At 58.8% G+C, this 18,423-nt stretch carries 18 protein-coding genes; 4 read left to right on the forward strand and 14 right to left on the reverse strand.

Translation table 11 applies throughout. The features are described from left to right. Window positions 1-58 precede the first annotated feature (58 nt). The 4 genes from pstC to DKK66_RS04590 all read left to right on the forward strand — a co-directional run bounded on the left by pstC (window position 59) and on the right by DKK66_RS04590 (window position 4,439). On the forward strand, window positions 59-1,021 hold the full coding sequence (gene pstC, locus DKK66_RS04575) for a phosphate ABC transporter permease subunit PstC (RefSeq protein ID WP_045847655.1): 963 nt from the start codon (window positions 59-61) through the stop codon (window positions 1,019-1,021). A gap of 15 nt (window positions 1,022-1,036) precedes the next feature. Next, complete coding sequence (pstA, locus tag DKK66_RS04580; protein WP_062786418.1) at window positions 1,037-1,948, forward strand: phosphate ABC transporter permease PstA; 912 nt, start codon at window positions 1,037-1,039, stop codon at window positions 1,946-1,948. Between the two features lie 12 nt (window positions 1,949-1,960). Next, a complete protein-coding gene (gene pstB, locus DKK66_RS04585; RefSeq protein ID WP_045847657.1) occupies window positions 1,961-2,725 on the forward strand; it encodes a phosphate ABC transporter ATP-binding protein PstB in 765 nt (254 codons plus the stop codon). 253 nt (window positions 2,726-2,978) lie between these two features. Next, the gene (locus DKK66_RS04590) at window positions 2,979-4,439 is read left to right on the forward strand and encodes an inorganic phosphate transporter (protein WP_131355869.1); all 1,461 of its coding nucleotides are present in this window, start codon (window positions 2,979-2,981) and stop codon (window positions 4,437-4,439) included. 258 nt (window positions 4,440-4,697) lie between these two features. Here DKK66_RS04590 and recG read toward each other — a convergent pair whose 3' ends face one another. From recG to DKK66_RS20720, 14 genes are all read right to left on the reverse strand, one after another. Beyond that, window positions 4,698-6,746 (reverse strand): ATP-dependent DNA helicase RecG, encoded by a 2,049-nt coding sequence (recG, locus tag DKK66_RS04595; RefSeq protein WP_131355872.1) that lies wholly within the window; start codon window positions 6,744-6,746, stop codon window positions 4,698-4,700. Between the two features lie 78 nt (window positions 6,747-6,824). Continuing rightward, entirely contained in the window at window positions 6,825-7,259 is a 435-nt protein-coding gene (locus tag DKK66_RS04600; RefSeq protein ID WP_131355875.1) for a DUF2147 domain-containing protein, read from the reverse strand. 99 nt (window positions 7,260-7,358) lie between these two features. Further along, window positions 7,359-8,195 carry a PhzF family phenazine biosynthesis protein gene (locus tag DKK66_RS04605; RefSeq protein ID WP_131355878.1) on the reverse strand — a complete coding sequence of 279 codons (837 nt, stop codon included), beginning with the start codon at window positions 8,193-8,195 and terminating at the stop codon, window positions 7,359-7,361. 12 nt (window positions 8,196-8,207) lie between these two features. Further along, window positions 8,208-8,618, reverse strand: coding sequence for a DUF4124 domain-containing protein (locus DKK66_RS04610; RefSeq protein WP_131355880.1), 411 nt, complete (start codon window positions 8,616-8,618; stop codon window positions 8,208-8,210). A 138-nt stretch (window positions 8,619-8,756) separates the two neighbouring features. Next, entirely contained in the window at window positions 8,757-9,140 is a 384-nt protein-coding gene (locus DKK66_RS20300) for a RidA family protein (protein ID WP_045847662.1), read from the reverse strand. Next, window positions 9,141-10,382, reverse strand: a complete 1,242-nt coding sequence (gene hemW / locus DKK66_RS04615; RefSeq protein ID WP_207389850.1) for a radical SAM family heme chaperone HemW — start codon at window positions 10,380-10,382, stop codon at window positions 9,141-9,143. Continuing rightward, a complete protein-coding gene (rdgB, locus tag DKK66_RS04620) occupies window positions 10,379-10,972 on the reverse strand; it encodes an RdgB/HAM1 family non-canonical purine NTP pyrophosphatase (protein WP_131355883.1) in 594 nt (197 codons plus the stop codon). Before rdgB ends, hemW begins: the two co-directional genes overlap by 4 nt. Window positions 10,973-11,054: 82 nt before the next feature. After that, window positions 11,055-12,059: a tRNA dihydrouridine(20/20a) synthase DusA gene (gene dusA / locus DKK66_RS04625; protein ID WP_131355886.1), complete on the reverse strand. Its 1,005-nt coding sequence runs from the start codon at window positions 12,057-12,059 to the stop codon at window positions 11,055-11,057. A gap of 216 nt (window positions 12,060-12,275) precedes the next feature. Continuing rightward, window positions 12,276-13,160 carry a heme o synthase gene (cyoE, locus tag DKK66_RS04630; protein ID WP_131360846.1) on the reverse strand — a complete coding sequence of 295 codons (885 nt, stop codon included), beginning with the start codon at window positions 13,158-13,160 and terminating at the stop codon, window positions 12,276-12,278. Window positions 13,161-13,171: 11 nt separating this feature from the next. Continuing rightward, on the reverse strand, window positions 13,172-13,495 hold the full coding sequence (cyoD, locus tag DKK66_RS04635) for a cytochrome o ubiquinol oxidase subunit IV (RefSeq protein ID WP_045847667.1): 324 nt from the start codon (window positions 13,493-13,495) through the stop codon (window positions 13,172-13,174). Next, window positions 13,495-14,106 (reverse strand): cytochrome o ubiquinol oxidase subunit III, encoded by a 612-nt coding sequence (gene cyoC, locus DKK66_RS04640; RefSeq protein ID WP_131355889.1) that lies wholly within the window; start codon window positions 14,104-14,106, stop codon window positions 13,495-13,497. The genes cyoD and cyoC overlap by 1 nt, the downstream gene beginning before the upstream one ends. Before the next feature lie 14 nt (window positions 14,107-14,120). Continuing rightward, window positions 14,121-16,163: a cytochrome o ubiquinol oxidase subunit I gene (cyoB, locus tag DKK66_RS04645; RefSeq protein WP_131355892.1), complete on the reverse strand. Its 2,043-nt coding sequence runs from the start codon at window positions 16,161-16,163 to the stop codon at window positions 14,121-14,123. 6 nt (window positions 16,164-16,169) lie between these two features. Then, window positions 16,170-17,054 (reverse strand): ubiquinol oxidase subunit II, encoded by an 885-nt coding sequence (cyoA, locus tag DKK66_RS04650; protein WP_242673569.1) that lies wholly within the window; start codon window positions 17,052-17,054, stop codon window positions 16,170-16,172. A gap of 706 nt (window positions 17,055-17,760) precedes the next feature. Then, entirely contained in the window at window positions 17,761-18,402 is a 642-nt protein-coding gene (locus DKK66_RS20720; RefSeq protein ID WP_370302986.1) for a methyl-accepting chemotaxis protein, read from the reverse strand. Window positions 18,403-18,423 lie beyond the last annotated feature (21 nt).

Raw genomic sequence — 18,423 nt, forward strand, 5'->3', positions numbered from 1 at the left:
CGCAAGGCCGGGGCTTACCACCCCGGCTTTTTGTCTGAGACGCGACCGAGTATCCCTCATGGAAAAGTTCAGCAATAACCAGCAAATGCAGCGGCAACTGCTGCTAGACAATCTGTTCAGAATAGCCACGCGCTGCTTTGCCTTTCTGGTACTGGCCTTGCTGGTAGGCATTCTGATCTCCCTGATCATTGGTGCCATGCCCAGCCTAAGCAAGTTTGGCTGGGGTTTCCTGACCGATAGCGACTGGGATCCGGTAGCACAGAAATTCGGTGCTCTGGTGCCGGTATTCGGCACGCTGGCCACCTCTTTCATTGCCTTGCTGATTGGCGTGCCGGTCAGCTTCGGTATTGCGGTATTCCTGACCGAGCTGTGTCCGAATGTACTCAAGCGTCCGCTGGGTATTGCCGTCGAGCTGCTGGCAGGCATTCCGTCCATCATTTACGGTATGTGGGGCCTGTTTGTGTTTGCCCCGATGTTTGCCGACCATATCCAGCCTATGCTGATTGACAACCTGGGTGACATTCCGTTGATCGGTCTGTTGTTCCAGGGTGCGCCGATGGGCATCGGTGTGTTTACTGCCGGCCTGATCCTGGCCGTGATGGTGATTCCGTTCATCGCATCCGTGATGCGTGATGTGTTTGAAGTGGTGCCCACCATGCTCAAGGAATCTGCCTACGGCCTGGGTTCCACTACCTGGGAAGTCGTGCGTTACGTGGTTCTGCCCTACACCAAGACCGGTGTGGTCGGTGGCATCATGCTGGGCCTTGGCCGTGCACTGGGCGAAACCATGGCAGTGACCTTCGTCATCGGTAACTCCTCCCGCTTTGCCGTCGGTCTGTTCGAGCCGGGTCAGTCGATTTCTTCCGCACTGGCCAATGAATTTGCCGAAGCCACCGGAGAATTCCACATGGCTTCGTTGATCGAGCTGGGCTTGATCCTGTTTTTCATCACCTTCGTCGTACTGGCCTGTGCCAAACTCCTGTTACTGCGCCTGCAGAAACAGGAAGGCAAGGCATCCTGACAAGGCGCCAACACCATGACCAACAGTACCATCAGCGAATCCGTGAAACTGCAGGGTCGCAGCGAAAGCAGCAGCACCATGAATACTTCGATCTATCGTCGCCGTCGCCTGGTGAATGCCTTCAACATGGGGGCCTCCACCCTTACCATGGCCTTTGGCCTGTTCTGGTTGCTGTGGATTCTGTTCACACTGCTGCAGCACGGCCTGTCCGGCCTGAGCCTGCAGGCATTCACGCAGAGCACGCCGCCGCCAGGCAGCCAGGGGGGCCTCGCCAATGCCATTTACGGCAGCCTGATGATGACCTTGTTCGGCACCGTGATCGGCACACCGATCGGCATTCTGGCCGGCATCTATCTGGCGGAATTCGGTCAGCGTGGCTGGCTGGCACCCACCACCCGCTTCATCAACGACATCCTGCTGTCGGCACCGTCCATCGTGATCGGCCTGTTCGTGTATGAAGTTTATGTGGTCAGCGTCGGTCACTTTTCCGGCTGGGCTGGTGCCTTCGCTCTGGCCCTGCTGGTGATTCCGGTAGTAGTGCGTACCACCGAAAACATGCTGCGCCTGGTTCCCAACACCCTGCGCGAAGCTGCCGCAGCACTGGGCACGCCGCAATGGAAAATCACCCTGTATGTGACACTGCGTTCGGCCAAGGCCGGGGTGCTGACCGGCATCTTGCTGGCGGTGGCACGGATTTCCGGTGAAACCGCACCGCTGCTGTTTACTGCCCTGAACAACCAGTTCTTCAACAACAACATGAACCAGCCGATGGCCAACCTGCCCATCGTGATTTTCCAGTTCGCCATGAGCCCGTACGAAGACTGGCACACTCTGGCCTGGACTGGTGCTTTGCTGATTACCCTGAGCGTGCTGACGCTTAATATCCTTGCCCGCTGGATGGGCAGCCAGAAAACCCAATCGCATTAAGGCATGACGACAATGGCTGATAACAACGTCAAGCTTCAGGTCAAGAATCTGAACTTCTTTTACGGTAATTTCCACGCATTGAAGAACATCAATCTGGAGATTGCACCGCGCATGGTCACGGCCTTCATCGGCCCTTCCGGCTGTGGCAAATCCACCCTGCTGCGCACCTTCAACCGCATGTACGAGCTGTATCCGGGCCTGCGCTCGGAAGGCGAAATCCTGCTGGACGGGCATAACATCCTGGGCCGCGATGTGGATATCAACCTCTTGCGCGCCAAGGTGGGCATGGTGTTCCAGAAGCCCACCCCGTTCCCGATGTCCATCTACGACAACATTACCTTCGGGGTGAAGTTGTACGAAAAACTGGCCAAGACCGAGATGGACGACCGCGTGGAATGGGCCTTGCGCAAGGCCGCGCTGTGGGATGAGGTGAAGGACAAGCTGAAGCAATCCGGCAATTCGCTGTCCGGTGGCCAGCAGCAACGTCTGTGCATTGCACGTGCTGTGGCATCCCGCCCGGAGGTATTGCTGCTGGATGAACCGACCTCGGCACTGGACCCGATTTCCACCGCCCACATCGAAGAACTCATTCATGAACTGAAAGAGGACTACACCATCGCCATCGTGACCCACAACATGCAGCAGGCGGCGCGGGTTTCCGATTTCACCGCCTACATGTATCTGGGTGAACTGGTGGAGTTTGGCGAAACCGACAACATCTTCACCGCGCCCAAACAAAAGGCCACCGAGGATTACATCACCGGCAAGTTCGGCTGATCCGCCATCTCGGCCCCCGCAACTGGTTTATCCAGGGCGGGGGCTTTTGCATTGCAGCTGATTTGCATGCTTTTATCCCAGATGATTACACCGCCAACAGCCTGAAAAAACCGGCGAAAACAGACACCTGTCAAGCAAGCTGTCAGTTGCGCGGCGGGAAAACGACAAGCCGGTTTTTTTTTGGTTCATTTACTTGACGCACGAAGGTCTGGACACAACAATCCCGGCTTTCCTTAACACGATTTTCATGATCATGCTGGACCTCTTTGCAGGGCTGGACACCCATGTGGCCATCACCCTGATCTTGTCGCTGGGCTTTGTCCTGGCCTTCGAGTTCATCAACGGTTTCCACGATACGGCCAACGCTGTTGCCACCGTCATTTACACTCAATCGATGAAGCCACGCCTAGCGGTATTTGCCTCTGGCGTATTCAACTTTCTGGGCGTACTGACCGGGGGCCTTGCGGTTGCCTATGCCATTGTTCACTTGCTGCCGGTTGATTTACTGGTATCGGTCAATACCGCCCGTGGCATGGCCATGGTGTTTGCCTTGCTGACTGCTGCCATTGCCTGGAATCTGGGTACCTGGTATTTCGGTTTGCCAGCTTCCAGCTCGCACACCCTGATCGGCGCCATCCTCGGCGTTGGCCTGGCCAATTGCCTGATCAACGGCACCCCGCTGTCGCAGGGCGTGAACTGGGGCAAGGCCATCGATGTGGGTTTGTCGCTGTTGTGCTCGCCGCTGGTCGGTGCACTGCTGTCCGGTCTGCTGGTGATTGCCCTGCGCCGCTCCCGTCCGCAAAGCAATATGCACAAGACGCCCTTCCAGCGTCAGCAGGTGGAAGGCCGCAAGCATCCGCCGTTCTGGATGCGCTTCATGCTGATTGTCAGCTCCATGGGTGTCAGCTTCTCACACGGTTCCAATGACGGACAGAAGGGTGTCGGCCTGATCATGCTGGTTCTCATTGGCATTGTCCCGGCCAAATACGTGCTGAATCTGGACAGTACGCCTTACCAGATCGAACGCACCCGTGACGCGGCCCTGCATTTGCAGCAGTTCTACAATCGCCACCAGACCGCGCTGGACGCCATGTTCAAGCCATCAGCCGCCGGTAGCAATGTGCATGACTGTCGCCCGCGTGACACCTTGCGCACTGCCGACAACCTGATTACTGCATTGGGCGATGGCAGCACCTATCGCAACCTGCCGGATAGCAAGCGCTGGGATGTTCGTACCGACCTGCTGTGTCTGGATGATGCAGCCAAGAAGGCCAGCTCGCTACCTAACCTGAGTGCGGATGACAAGCAGCTGCTGAGCAATCTGCGCAAGGACCTGACCGTTACCACCGAATACGCGCCCACCTGGGTGATCATTGCCGTGGCGCTGGCGCTGGGCGGCGGCACCATGATTGGCTGGCGTCGCGTGGTGAAGACTGTCGGCGAAGGCATTGGCAAGAAGGACATGACCTACGCTCAGGGCATGTCGGCCCAGCTGACTGCGGCGGTCTCGATTGGTCTGGCCAGTCAGTTTGGCCTGCCGGTTTCCACCACCCATGTTTTGTCCAGCGGCGTGGCGGGCACCATGGTGGCGGACAAAGCCGGCCTGCAATGGTCGACCGTGCGTTCCATCCTGCTGGCCTGGTTGTTTACCATGCCGGTTGCCATGCTGCTGTCGGGCAGCCTGTACTATCTGGCCAGCAACTGGCTCAAGTAAGCCCTGTTGCTGCGACATTGCCTGAAAAGCCGCCCGAGGGCGGCTTTTTCTATGATGGGCATCATGGCTGGTAGAGTTTGATCATGATCAAACAGCAAACAAAACACCATTGATTCGTTATTTAATTATTTGCTAATATTAACTCGCTTCATCATGGTTTCTCCTTTGTTGTTTGCAGCAATCCCTTGACGCCTCATTTCAGTCGGAATGGGGCGCTTTTTTTGTTTGATGGCAGGAAAAACAGCAAACCGGGGGACTTCAGGCCTTGAGGTATTGCTCACGTCCGGACAGCCAGCGTTCCAGATGTGCCTCTGCCGCTTCCGGCCAGCGTTGCAGTACTTCTGGTGCCAGCTCACGGGCAGCTTCCAGCAGCTCGATATCTTCTTCCAGATTGGCAAAGCGCAACATCGGCACGCCGCTTTGCCGTGCGCCGAGAAACTCACCCGGCCCGCGTATCAGCAAATCCTGCCGGGCAATCTCGAAGCCATCCACATTCTCGTAAATCACTTTCAGGCGCGCCTTGGCCAGTTCTGACAGTGGATTCTCAAACAGCAGCATGCAGACACTGCGTGCACTGCCCCGCCCTACCCGGCCACGCAGCTGGTGCAATTGCGACAAACCCATGCGTTCGGCGTGTTCAATCACCATCAGGCTGGCATTGGGGACATCCACGCCAACTTCGATGACGGTGGTAGCCACCAGTACATGCAGTTCCCGGCTGGTAAAAGCAGCCATCACCGCTGCTTTTTCGTCTGGCTTCATGCGGCCATGCACCAGGCCAACTTTCCACTGTGCCAGCTGGGCGGCCAGTACCCGATGGGTATCCACCGCTGTTTGCAATTGCAAGGTTTCCGACTCTTCAATCAAGGGACATACCCAGTACACCTGCTGGCCTTCGCTACAGGTCTTGTGGACATAGTCGATGACTTCTTCGCGCCGGCTGCTGTTGATCAGCTTGGTGACGATGGGGGTGCGGCCCGGTGGCAATTCATCAATGACGGACACGTCCAGATCGGCATAGAAGCTCATGGCCAGAGTACGCGGTATCGGCGTGGCCGACATCATCAGCTGATGGGGCTCCTGCCCCTTTTGCTTGAGTGCCAGCCGCTGGCCGACACCAAAGCGGTGTTGCTCGTCCACAATGACCAGCCCCAGCCGGGAAAAGCTGACGCCATCCTGAAACAAGGCATGGGTGCCAACTGCCAGTTGGGCTTCGCCATTGGCCATCTGTAGCAGCGACTGCTCCTTCTGCTTTTTGCGCAGACTGCCGGATAACCAGCATACGGTCAGTCCCAGCGGCTCCAGCCAGCCGGACAGCTTGCGGTAATGCTGCTCTGCCAGGATTTCGGTGGGTGCCATCAGCGCCACCTGAAAACCGGCCTCAATGGCGGTCAGCGCCGCCAGAGCAGCCACCACCGTCTTGCCGCTGCCCACATCTCCCTGCAGCAAACGATGCATGGGGTGCGACTGCCCCAGGTCGGCATCGATTTCAGCCAGTACTTTTTGCTGTGCACGTGTCAGCGCAAAGGGCAGCGTGGCAAACAGGGCTTGTCGCAGCTGGCCATTGCCCCGGATGGCGGCTGCCTGCCCTTGCCGTCGTGCGCGATAGGCCAGCCGCATGGAAAGCTGTTGTGCCATCAGTTCGTCGAATTTCAGCCGCTGCCATGCCGGCAGGCCTGGCTCGGACAGCTGGCTGGCACTGTATTCAGGCGGCGGTGAATGCAAGAGCTGCACGGCATCGGCAAAGCTTTGCAGGCCCAGCCGGGACATCACCGGCTCTGGTAAGGTTTCCGGCAGCGGCAGGGCCTTGAGTTCCTGGCGGATGAGCTTGCGCAACATGGGCTGGGTGACGCCATTTACCGTGGGATAGACCGGTGTCAGGCTTTCCGCCAGCGGGCTGCCTTCGACCACTTCGCGGGTTTTGGGATGCACCATCTCGTCGCCATGAAAGCCACGACGGATCTCGCCCATGGCGCGAATCAACACACCATCGGCAAATTGCTTGAGCTGGCTGGGATAGAAATGGATGAAGCGCAATACCAGCACGCCGCTGGCATCCTCCAGACGCACCATCAACTGCTTGCGCGGGCGGAACTGCACTTCATGACTGATGACCCGTCCTTCCACCAGTACAGGCTGCCCATACGGAGCAGCGCCAATCGGATAGAGATGGGTTTCGTCTTCGTAACGCAATGGCAGGTGCAAGACCAGATCGAGGCGACGGCGCAGGCCGAGCTTGTCCAGCTTCTTGGCCAGAGCGGGGGCCACATTCAGTGGCTGGTTGGCGAGGTCGTTGGCATGGGTCATCGACAGCGATTGTAACCAAAAAACAGGGCGGCGCACCGCCCTGGTACGCCGCCCTGCCCTGTCCTTGCTACAGAATGCTTACTGTCGTTCCCACACCTGGGTACGGCCCAGCAGCGAAACGCCCAGGAAACCGCGTACTTCAAGCTTCTTGCCGCCGTCCACCAATTTCATCTTGGCGCTGTATACCTTGCCATTGTGCGGGTCCAGAATCTTGCCGTTGGCCCAGGTATCGCCGTCCTTCTTCAGGCCCCACAGAATGGTCATGCCGTTGACCGGCTTGCCCTTGCGCTCGCCATCACACGCTTCGCACACCACATCCGGATTCTGGAACAACTTGACGATCTTGCCGGACAATTCGCCATTGGCCCCTTCGGCGATCTGCACCACGGCCTTGGCCTGCTTGGTGTCGTCGTCGATGGTTTTCCAGCTGCCAATCGGGCTGTCAGCCCATGCGGCGTGTGACAGCGCCATGAATCCGGCCGCCGCGACAGCGGCTTTCCACAATGTGCTCATGATGTCTTTCCTCGTGTTGTTTGTCTTATTGAAACGCTAGTTTGAAGCTTGGACTCTAGGATGCCAAGGGCTTGGTCAACCGTCAAGCATGGCTCCGGCTCACAAGACAAATTCGCCACGCGCCAAAGGAATGACGCAACCGCCGACATAAATACGACGCTGCTCATCCACCGTCAAGTGCAATACATTGGGGCGTTGCAGCACTGCCCCCTGCTCCACCCGCCATTGCACAGGATAGGTCTGATGCAGGCTGCACCAGCCACCCAGATTGGCGCAGGCCGAGCCGGTACCCGGGTCTTCCAGCACCACGCCGTCCTGTTCATAAAACAGGCGCACCGTGGCAAGGTTGTTGGACACGTGCCACAGATAGGCCACGCTGCGACCGGGATAGAGGCAGGCGTCCCGGACAAACAGTGCCGGGTCTGGCCGGGCGGCCAGAACGGCCTCTGCACTGGCTGCGCGGATCAGCAATTGCTCGCTGCCGGTATCCAGCCAGCTGGGGGCTGCGGCAATGGCGGAGACAGGCAGGCGCAACATGGCGGCGGCAGCTTCGCTGGTCAGCTCAGCGACGCGCTCCCTTGCAGGATTGGCCTGCAAGATGAACTGCCCGTCCTGATGCCGGATCGGAATCACCCCTGCATTGGTTTCCAGCGCAAAGCTCTCGCCCAATTGCCGCTGGTGATACAGCACGGCTGCCGCACCTATGGTTGGGTGTCCGGCAAACGGCAGTTCGTGGGCTGGCGTAAAAATGCGCAAGCGCGCATCAGCCTCGCTGGAGGGAAAGACAAAAACCGTCTCGGACAAATTCATCTGCCGGGCCAGTGCCTGCATGGTTGCATCCGACAGCGCTTGTGCAGCGGTAAATACTGCCAGCGGATTACCGCCAAACGTGGTTTCGGCAAAGACATTGACGATTTCAAACGGTAAACCCGACATGCACCTCTCCCATCAGCTTGAACAACGGGCATCCTGCAAGGCTTGTTGCAGCTTGGCAAGCTGGCGCTGGAAACGCTTTGTTTGCTTGGCAGAACGGCTGTGCGTCAGGTTTTGCCGCGCACGCTGTTCACGGGTCTGCAGGCTGGCACATGACTTGGCGGCTCGCTGCCGGGATGGCGCGGGAGTCAGCGTGCGTTTTGGCTTGCCACGCTCTTCCGCTACCAAGACCTGACGGCCATGAATCTGGTAATACTCCCGGCTGACCAGGCTGAAGCTGCCCGGCTGCATCAGCTGCGCCTGATGCCCAGCAGGACAGGGGTGATCCTGATACAGGATCTGCCTTTGCGGGCCCAGGCACTTGAATACCTGGGCCGATACGGGCAATGCACACAACAGCAACGCCAGATAGCCATGACACCACATGAGTCATCTCCAGGAAGCAAAGCGGACTGGAGATGAAACGGGATTTCCTTTGCCGTGGCTGCCGGACCAACTGGCAGTTGCCTGAAATGCAAACAGGCGACCGTAGTCGCCTGCTGCAATCACTGCACGGGCAAACAATCAGCCCAGGAACAGCACGGCTTCTGCTTCAACCTGCACACCCTTGGGCAGGCTGGCCACGCCAACGGCGGCACGCGCCGGGTAAGGCTGGCTGAAGTACTGGCCCATGATTTCGTTGAAAGTAGCGAAATTGGACAGGTCGGTCAGGTAGGCATTGAGCTTGACGATCTGGTCCAGGCTGCCGCCCGCGGCTTCGCACACGGCTTTCAGGTTCTTGAATACCTGATGGGTTTCGGCCGCAAAACCACCTTCCACCACGGTCATGGTGGCCGGGTCCAGCGGAATCTGGCCGGACAGGTAAACGGTGTTGCCAGCCTTTACGGCCTGGGAGTAAGCACCGATGGCGGCCGGAGCGTGTTCGGTATGGATGATTTCTTTGGTCATTTACTGGTCTCCATCCCTGAGAAACAGGGTTAACAGGTCATTGAGAAAACGCTGCCCCTGCAAAGTGGGGCGAATGGTGGTGGCATCCTGCTCCAGCAATCCTTGCTGGATGGCCTGCTGCAATTCATTCCGAATACAGGATACAGGCAAACCGGTACGCTCGGTGAACAGGCGCGTTTCAAAGCCGCCGGTCAGCCGCAACAGATTCATCATGAACTCGAACGGCAGTTCGTCGCGCGCCACCTTGCGGCTGCTTTGCACCGGCTGGCCGTCGGCCACTGCCTGGATATAGGCCGCAGGCTGCTTGTGGCGCATTTCCCGCACGATGCCCTCGTGGCTGCTGATCTTGCCATGCGCGCCGGCACCAATGCCCAGATAGTCGCCAAACTGCCAGTAATTGACGTTATGACGGCTGCGCTTGCCGGGCCGGGCAAAGGCCGAGGTTTCGTAATGTTCGAAACCGGCAGCGGCCAGTCGCGCTTCGATGGCATCCTGCATGTCGGCTGACACTTCGTCATCCGGCAGGTTTTGCGGTGTGCGCACAGCGTACAGCGTGTTGGGCTCGATGGTGAGGTGATAAGCCGACAGATGAGTGATGCCATGCGACAAGGCGGTGTCGATATCCTGCAGCGCCTGTTCCAGCGTCTGGCCGGGCAATGCGTACATCAGGTCCAGATTGACGTTGTCAAAGCAGGACAGTGCGATGTCGATGGCACGGCGCGCCTCGTCACCATCATGAATCCGCCCCAGCACTTGCAGATGCTGCGGATTAAAGCTCTGGATGCCGATGGACAGGCGATTGATACCGGCCTCACGGTAGCCACGGAATTTTTCCGCTTCAAAGGTGCCGGGGTTGGCTTCCATGGTGATTTCCGCCTCCGGCGACAGCCGCAGCCGGGCGCGAATGCCCGCCAGCAGCGTGTCCATGGCCTGGGCGGAAAACAGGCTGGGCGTACCACCTCCCATGAAGATGGTGCTGACGCTGCGGCCCCAGATGGCGGGCAGGCTGTATTCCAGATCGCGCAGCAGGGTTTCCACATAGGCCATTTCATCGAAACCACCGCTGGCGACGCCAGCTTGCGGGTTCCACTGTACGGTCTGGCCATTACCGCTTTTCAGCTCGTGCGAGTTGAAATCGCAGTACGGGCATTTGCGCACGCACCAAGGGAAATGGATGTAGAGCGATAGCGGCGGCAGTTCACGCAGGCCGCCCTTCAGCCCGGACAGGTCAATCACGCTCATGCCAGCTCACGCAGTTTGCCCAGCATGGCCTGCATGGCCTTGCCGCGATGGCTGACACGGTTCTTGTCCTCGGCCGCCAGCTGGGCCACGGTGCAGCCGAATTCCGACAGGTAGAAGTAAGGGTCGTAACCGAAGCCACCCTCGCCTGCTGCGGTATCCTGCACTTCGCCCAGCCACATGCCATCGGCCACCAGCGGTTGTGGGTCGTCGGCATGGCGTACCAGTACCAGCACGCAGTAATACCAGGCGCGGCGATTGTCCTTGCCTTGCAGCTTTTCGATCAGCTTGGCGTTATTGCGCTCGTCCGACTTGGGCTCGCCGGCATAGCGCGCCGACAACACACCGGGCTTGCCGCCCAGCGCTTCCACGCAGATGCCTGAATCGTCAGCCAGCGCCGGCAGACCGGTGACATGACTGGCATGACGGGCTTTTTCCAGCGCATTTTCCAGAAAGGTGTAATGCGGCTCCGGGCATTCCGGCACATTGAGTTGCCCTTGCGGGATGACGGTGACACCCAGCGGTGCCAGCAGGGCGGAAAATTCACGCAGCTTGCCAGCGTTATTGCTGGCGAGAACCAGTTTGTCGAACATGTGGATTCATCCTGTTGCGTACAGCGCAGAACAGCAGGGTAAGCGGCCAACCATGCCGCGTCCACCCTGCTGTCAGCACGGATTATTCAGTGTCGGACACGCGGGACGGCATGGCCGCCAATGCCTGCAACAGCAGGCCTTCGTCGGCACCATCCAACAGCTTGGCATCGGACAGCATGCGTCGCCACTGGCGTGCACCCGGCATACCCTGGAACAAGCCCAGCATATGGCGGGCAATATTACGCAGCTTGTGGCCCTCGGCCAGACGGGCCCGGATATAGGGCAGCATGGCATCCACCACCTGCTGGCGGGTCACCGCGCTGCTGTCATCACCATAGAAAGCAGCATCCCACTCGGCCATCAGCCAGGGGTTGTGATAAGCCTCGCGCCCCACCATCACGCCATCGACATGGCGCAGGTGTTCGGCGATTTCGGCATTGGTTTTTACCCCGCCATTGATCAGGATTTCCAGTTCCGGTCTTTCCTGCTTCAGGCGGTAGACATAGTCGTATTTGAGCGGCGGGATTTCGCGGTTTTCCTTGGGGCTGAGGCCCTTGAGGATGGCATTGCGCGCATGCACGATAAAGGTGTTGCAACCGGCGGCAGCCACCTGGTCGACAAAACCGGCCAGGTAGTCGTAATGCTCGATCTGGTCGATACCGATGCGGTGCTTGACGGTGACATCGATGTCCACCACATCGCGCATGGCCTTGACGCAGTCGGCCACCAGTTGCGGCTCGGCCATCAGGCAGGCACCAAACGCCCCCTTCTGGACCCGCTCGGACGGGCAGCCGACGTTGAGGTTCACCTCGTCATAACCCCACTGCTGCGCCAACCGCGCACACTGCGCCAGCTCGGACGGCTCGGAGCCACCCAGTTGCAGGGCCACCGGGTGTTCGGCTTCGTCAAAGCGCAGGTGCCGCTCCACATCGCCATACAGCAGCGCACCAGTGGTGACCATTTCGGTATACAGCCAGGTGTGGCGGCTGATTTGCCGGGCAAAGTAGCGGTAGTGGCGGTCGGTCCAGTCCAGCATCGGGGCGACAGACAGACGGCGTGAGGGCAAAACGGGCTTGGTGGCGTTCATCGTGGTCAGGGCTAGTGGGCCCGGCCTTGCAGGCCAGGGTGCATCAGAGGGCAGCGGCTGCTGACATGCTGCAAAAACAGAGACTTAACAGGGCGCACATTATCCGGCGCGCTCTGGTGCAGGGTCAAGCCTCGTCATGGTCAAAGCAGGCGGACAAAGAAAAACCTCCGCGGCAGGCAGGCTGCTGGCGGAGGTTTGATCTGACGTGAGCAGGACTCAGAGCATCCAGCCGATATGGGCCGGTACCTGGCCATCCACCGCCATCATCACCGACAGTGCGGTGACGGTGATGATGGAGAAGAAGAACACCTGACGCGCCCAGACGCGGTCGTCAGTGCTTTCCTTGTAACCGGACAGCGCCATCTTCAGCCACCACAGGCTGGTGGCACAGGCCACGGCCAGGTAGCCATAACCGGCGTAGCCGTAGAACACCAACAGCAAGGTAGCAACGGCAAAGGCCAGGATGTACAGCACAATCTGCTGCTTGGCCTCGGAAATGCCCTTCACCACCGGCAGCACCGGAATCTTGGCCGCTTCGTAGTCCTTGAAGCGGAAGATGGCGATGGCATAGGAGTGCGGCATCTGCCACAGGCAGAACATCAGCAGCAGGATGGCAGCACCGCTGTCAAAGCGGCCGCTGGCGGCACAGTAGCCCGCCACCGGCGGTACTGCGCCGGACAGACTGCCCACCAGGGTGCCGTATACCGACTTGCGCTTCATGTACAGGCTGTACACGCCAACATAGATCACGAAGCCAAACGCAGCACAGGCCAGCGCCAGCATGTTGGTCCAGATGGCCAGCGTGGCAAAGCCGGCAACACCCAGCACAAAACCATGTGCCAGCGCTGCCTTGGGGCTCATGTCGCCGGTCACCAGCACCCGTTTCTGGGTGCGGGCCATGCGTGCGTCGATATCGCGGTCGATGCAGTTGTTGATGGCGCAGCCGGAAGCCACCACCAGCGACAACCCGGCCACCGTGGCCAGCAGCAGGGTCCAGTCCAGACGCCCCTGCGATGCCAGCAAGAAACCACCCACGGTGGAGATGAGGTTGCCGAAGATGATGCCCGGCTTTGTCACCTGCAAATAGCGCTTGAGTTTCATCACGTCCCGGCTCAGCGCAACATCAGTGCATCGGCGGTGGAGATGATCCACACCGACAGGCCAACCAGCATCACGATGATCATCGCGGTGAACAGGAAGGAGAAGCTGTTGAGCTTGCCTTCCTTGGTGAAGTTCAGATGCAGGAAGTACTTGAGGTGCACGATGATCTGCACCACGGCGAAGCCGAAGATGCCGATAACGGTGGCCTGCTTGGTGAAGCTGCCACTCATCACCATCCAGAACGGAATGGCGGTGAGGATGACAGCCAGCACGAAACCGGTGAGGTAGCTTTTTACGCTGCCGTGGTCGGCGGCGTGTTCATGAGCCTGACTCATTACATGGCTCCTTTCAGGTACACGACGGTAAACACGCAGATCCACACGATGTCCAGGAAGTGCCAGAACAGGCTGAGGCAGCTCAGGCGGGTCATGGCGCGGCCGGTCAGGCCGGTCTTGGCCACTTCGAACATCATCACCGCCATCCACAGCAGGCCGGCGGTCACGTGCAGGCCGTGCAGGCCGACCAGGCCGAAGAAGGACGACAGGAAGGCGCTGACATTCGGGCCATGGCCTTCGGCGATCAGGTGGTGAAACTCGTTCACTTCCATGCCGATGAACACGGCACCGCAGACAAAGGTAACAGCCAGCCAGCCCAGCACGGCCGACTTGTTGCCCTTGTAACCTGCAATCATGGCAAAACCGTAGGTGATGGAGGACAGCAGCAGGGCTGCGGTTTCACCCATCACATAAGGCAGCTCGAAGATTTCCTTGCCCGAAACACCGGTGGCGATATTGCGATACAGCACTGCATAAGCCGCAAAAGCCGTGGCGAACAGAATGCAGTCGGTCATCAGATAGAACCAGAAGCCCAGCACGGTTTGCGAACCGCTGTCGTGGTGCTCGTGGTCATCATGCGCGTCGTGCGCGTGTTCTACATAAGTACTCATCTTGGCTCAACCTGTTAAGCAGTAGTGGTGGGACGGCTGCCACGACGCGGCTTGTCAGCATCGCGTTCGCTGTAGTTGTCCACATCAATGCCCATTTTTTCAAAGTGGGCACGCTCGATTGCTTCCACTTCATCCGGCTGTACGTAGTAGTCCAGATTGTTGTCGTAGGCGCGGGCCAGCATGGCACCGATGATGCCCACCAGGCCGACAATCGCCAGCCACCAGATATGCCAGATCAAGGCAAAACCCAGCAGGGTGGTGAAGCCGCCGATGTACACGCCGGTGGCGGTGTTGCTCGGCATGTGGATCGGTGCGTACTTCTGCGGCACCTTGTAAGCCTCGCCCTTTTCCTTCATGTCGGTGAAGGCGTCGATATCATGCACATGCGGCACAACGGCAAAGTTGTAGAACGGCGGCGGGGAGGAAGTGGACCATTCCAGGGTATGGCCATTCCACGGGTCGCCGGTCACGTCGGCCAGTTTCTTGCGGTCGCGGATGCTCACCACGATCTGCAGCAGCTGGCAGCCGATACCGCAGGCAATCAGCACGGCGCCCACGCAGGCGATGTACAGCCACGGGTCCCAAGCCGGATTGTCGGTATGGTTCAGACGACGGGTCATGCCCAGGAAGCCCAGGATGTACAGCGGGATAAAGGCAAACATGAAACCGCTCTGCCAGAACCAGAAGGCTGCCTTGCCCAGCTTTTCATTCAGCTTGAAGCCGAAGGCCTTGGGGAACCAGTAGGAGAAACCAGCCAGATAGCCGAATACCGCGCCACCGATGATGGTGTTGTGGAAGTGGGCAATCAGGAACAGGCTGTTGTGCAGCACAAAGTCGGCACCCGGAACGGCCATCAGCACGCCGGTCATGCCGCCGATGGAGAAGGTCACCATGAAGCCCATGGTCCACAGTACCGGCGGGGTAAAGCGGATACGACCCTGATACATGGTGAACAGCCAGTTGAACAGCTTCACGCCGGTCGGCACCGAAATCACCATGGTGGCGATACCGAAGAAGGCGTTCACATCCGCACCGGAACCCATGGTGAAGAAGTGGTGCAGCCACACCATGAAGCCCAGCACCGAAATCACGCCACTGGCGATGATCATGGAGGTATGGCCAAACAGGCGCTTGCCGGAGAAGGTGGAGATGACTTCGGAGAAGATACCGAAAGCCGGCAGCACCAGAATGTAAACTTCAGGATGGCCCCAGGCCCAGAACAGGTTCAGGTACATCATGGCGTTGCCACCGGCTTCCGCGGTAAAGAAGTGGAAGTCCAGGTAGCGGTCCAGGCTCAGCATGGCCAGGGCGCCCGTCAGGATGGGGAAGGAAGCCACGATCAGCACGTTGGCCCAGGTGCAGGTCCAGGTGAAGATCGGCATTTGCATCAGCTTCATGCCCGGTGCGCGCATCTTGATGATGGTGACCAGGAAGTTGATCGCCGTCAGCGTCGTCCCTATACCGGATATCTGTAGCGCCCAGGTGTAGTAATCCACCCCCACATCAGGACTGAACCCCAGCTCGGACAGCGGCGGATAGGCCACCCAGCCGGTACGGGCAAAGTTACCCACACCCAGCGACAGGTTGACCAGGATCACCGCCGACACCAGCAGCCAGAAGCTCAGCGAGTTCAGGAAGGGGAAGGCCACGTCGCGTGCACCGATTTGCAGCGGCACCACGATGTTCATCAGGCCGGTCATGAAAGGCATGGCCATGAAGATGATCATGATCACACCGTGCGCGGTGAAGATCTGGTCATAGTGTTCTGGCGGGAATACCCCCAGATGCCCGTCGGTGGCCATGGCCAGCTGGGCACGCATCATCAGTGCATCGGCAAAGCCGCGCAGCAGCATGATCATGGCGACGATGATGTACATCACGCCAATCTTCTTGTGGTCGACCGAAGTCAGCCACTCTTTCCACAAATAGCCCCATTTACCGAACTTGGTAATGAGCGCCATCACCACCAGGCCCATCAGGCCGGCGCCGGACAGCGCGGCCACGATGATGGGCTCATGCAGAGGGATGGCATCCAGAGTCAGTTTGCCTAACAACATCGATTATTACTCCTTGACGGCCGGGGTTTCGCACAGACGCTTGGTCAGCGCGGCCAGCTTCAGTTCGTCGTCGGTGGCAGCCAGCGACTGGCGGCCTGCCATGTACTTGTGCAGCACGGCATCAAACAGACGCGGTTCCGGCATGTTGTAGAACGCCACCGGATTGTTCTCGCTCGGCTTGGCCAGCGCGAGATAGGCATCTGCATTCAAGGACTTGCCAGCGGCACGTACCTTCTGTACCCAGGCATCAAACTGCTCGGGGGTTTCGGTAGCAATGGCATTGAACTTCATGCCGGAGAAACCGGCGCCGCTGTAGTTGGCCGACATGCCCTTGTAGGTACCGGCTTCATTGGCGATCAGATGCAGCTTGGTTTCCATGCCGGCCATGGCGTAAATCTGGCCACCCAGCTGCGGGATGAAGAAGGAGTTCATCGCGGCATCGGAAGTGATGCGGAAGTTAACCGGTACGTTCTTGGGGAAGGCCAGCTGGTTGACGGTGGCAATGTTCAGATCCGGGTAGATGAACAGCCACTTCCAGTTCATGGCAACCACCTGCACGTTGATCGGCTTCTTGTCCGAATCCAGCGGGCGGTACGGGTCCAGCTTGTGCGTGGTGTTCCAGGTCACCACGGCCAGACAGCTGACGATGATGATGGGGATGATCCAGACCACGGCCTCGATCTTGTTGGAGTGGGACCACTTGGGCGTGTAGATGGCGTCCTTGTTGCTGGCACGATACTTCCAGGCAAACAGGAAAGTCATCACGATGACCGGAATGACAACCAGCAACATCAGCACAGTGGCGGTGATGATCAGGGATTTCTCATCCGCTGCGACCTGCCCTTTCGGGTCAAGAATGCCACCCTGACAACCGGTGAGCAGTGCAGTCACGACTGGAGAAAGCCCCCACAACAGGCGGGTGGGTCTAGAGTTTCTCATCATACGACTTTACAGGTTAAAGATTCCTTGCTCGCCGCGGCGAGGGACGGCGTCATGTCAGCAGACGCCATCGTTCATGTCGGATGCGGGAGCCCCGCATCAGGAACAAGGCCGTCACATGCGGCCTTGTTACCGTTGAATACCGTTTGACTACCATTCCACACGACACTGCAGCCGTGTCATGACCCGTCGCCGCACACGCGGCACACCACTCGCGTGCCGGGAGTGGACCGGGTCGCCGGTGCCATCTGTCCTGGGTGGACCTGCTTGAAGAAAACGTGCGTCGTCACCATCTGCCATCTGCCTGATTTGCGGCATGGGCTGACAAGACTGCGACAATTTGTCACAGTGACGGGCGCGCTATTAAAAATCAGTTTTATTCTCCTTAGCAAGCTGACAGCGACTTTTCATTGGCATAAATGCGCGCAAAAATGGTGCATATTTGATTTGCATCAAGGTGCAAATGTCAGATTTATTGCAGCAACAGCAACGCTTTAAGCCATGTGCATTCGCGGTGCAGCGCAGCATTCCGGCTGTTACATTTCGTTGCAAAAAAGTTCCCCTTGCGTAACGCCACAGCTACAGGCAATAAAAAACCGCCGCTTGCAAACGCAAGGCGGCGGTTGGTGATCGGGGATCTGGTTTGTCGTGCGTCAGCTCAGCGTTCCAGCTCCAGAATGGCTTCCATATCCTGGTCTACCTTGCGCATGCGCTCGTAAAGTTCGCCGGTACTGCCCACCATCTGGTCCAGCTGTTCCTGACTGCTGCTGGATGAAGCGGTCAGCTTGCCCAGCAAGTTCACCACTTGCTGCATTTCGCCTGCAAAGCTGCTGACATGTTCGCTCATCAGCCGCATGTCCACGCCCACTTGCGCCACGCCGCTCATCACATGTTCCACTGCGCCACCGGTTGCATCCAGATTGGACTGAGTGTTGTTGGCCAGCTTGCGCACCTCGTCCGCCACCACGGCAAAACCACGACCGGCTTCCCCGGCACGTGCAGCTTCAATCGCCGCATTCAGGGCCAGCAGATTGGTCTGCTCGGCAATCTTCTTGATCATCAGCATCACATCGCCAATCTGGCGTGCATCTTTCTCCAGCTCGACAATGCGCAGGCTGACATTGGCTGAGGTCTTGTTGCCCTGCTCCACGCTGCCGGAGAAGCGCGAGATCTCGCTCTGGATGGCAATCAGGTGGGTCACCAGCTCGGCCGAGGCCTGACGGAACATCGGCAGGCTTTCCATCAGCTGGCTGGCAAAGCTCTTGTAGCCTTGCAATTCGTGAATCACCTGCGACTTCATCCGGTCGATGCAGCGGGCGCG

This window comes from Aquitalea sp. USM4 (genome assembly GCF_004328945.1).
Lineage (GTDB): Bacteria > Pseudomonadota > Gammaproteobacteria > Burkholderiales > Chromobacteriaceae > Aquitalea > Aquitalea pelogenes.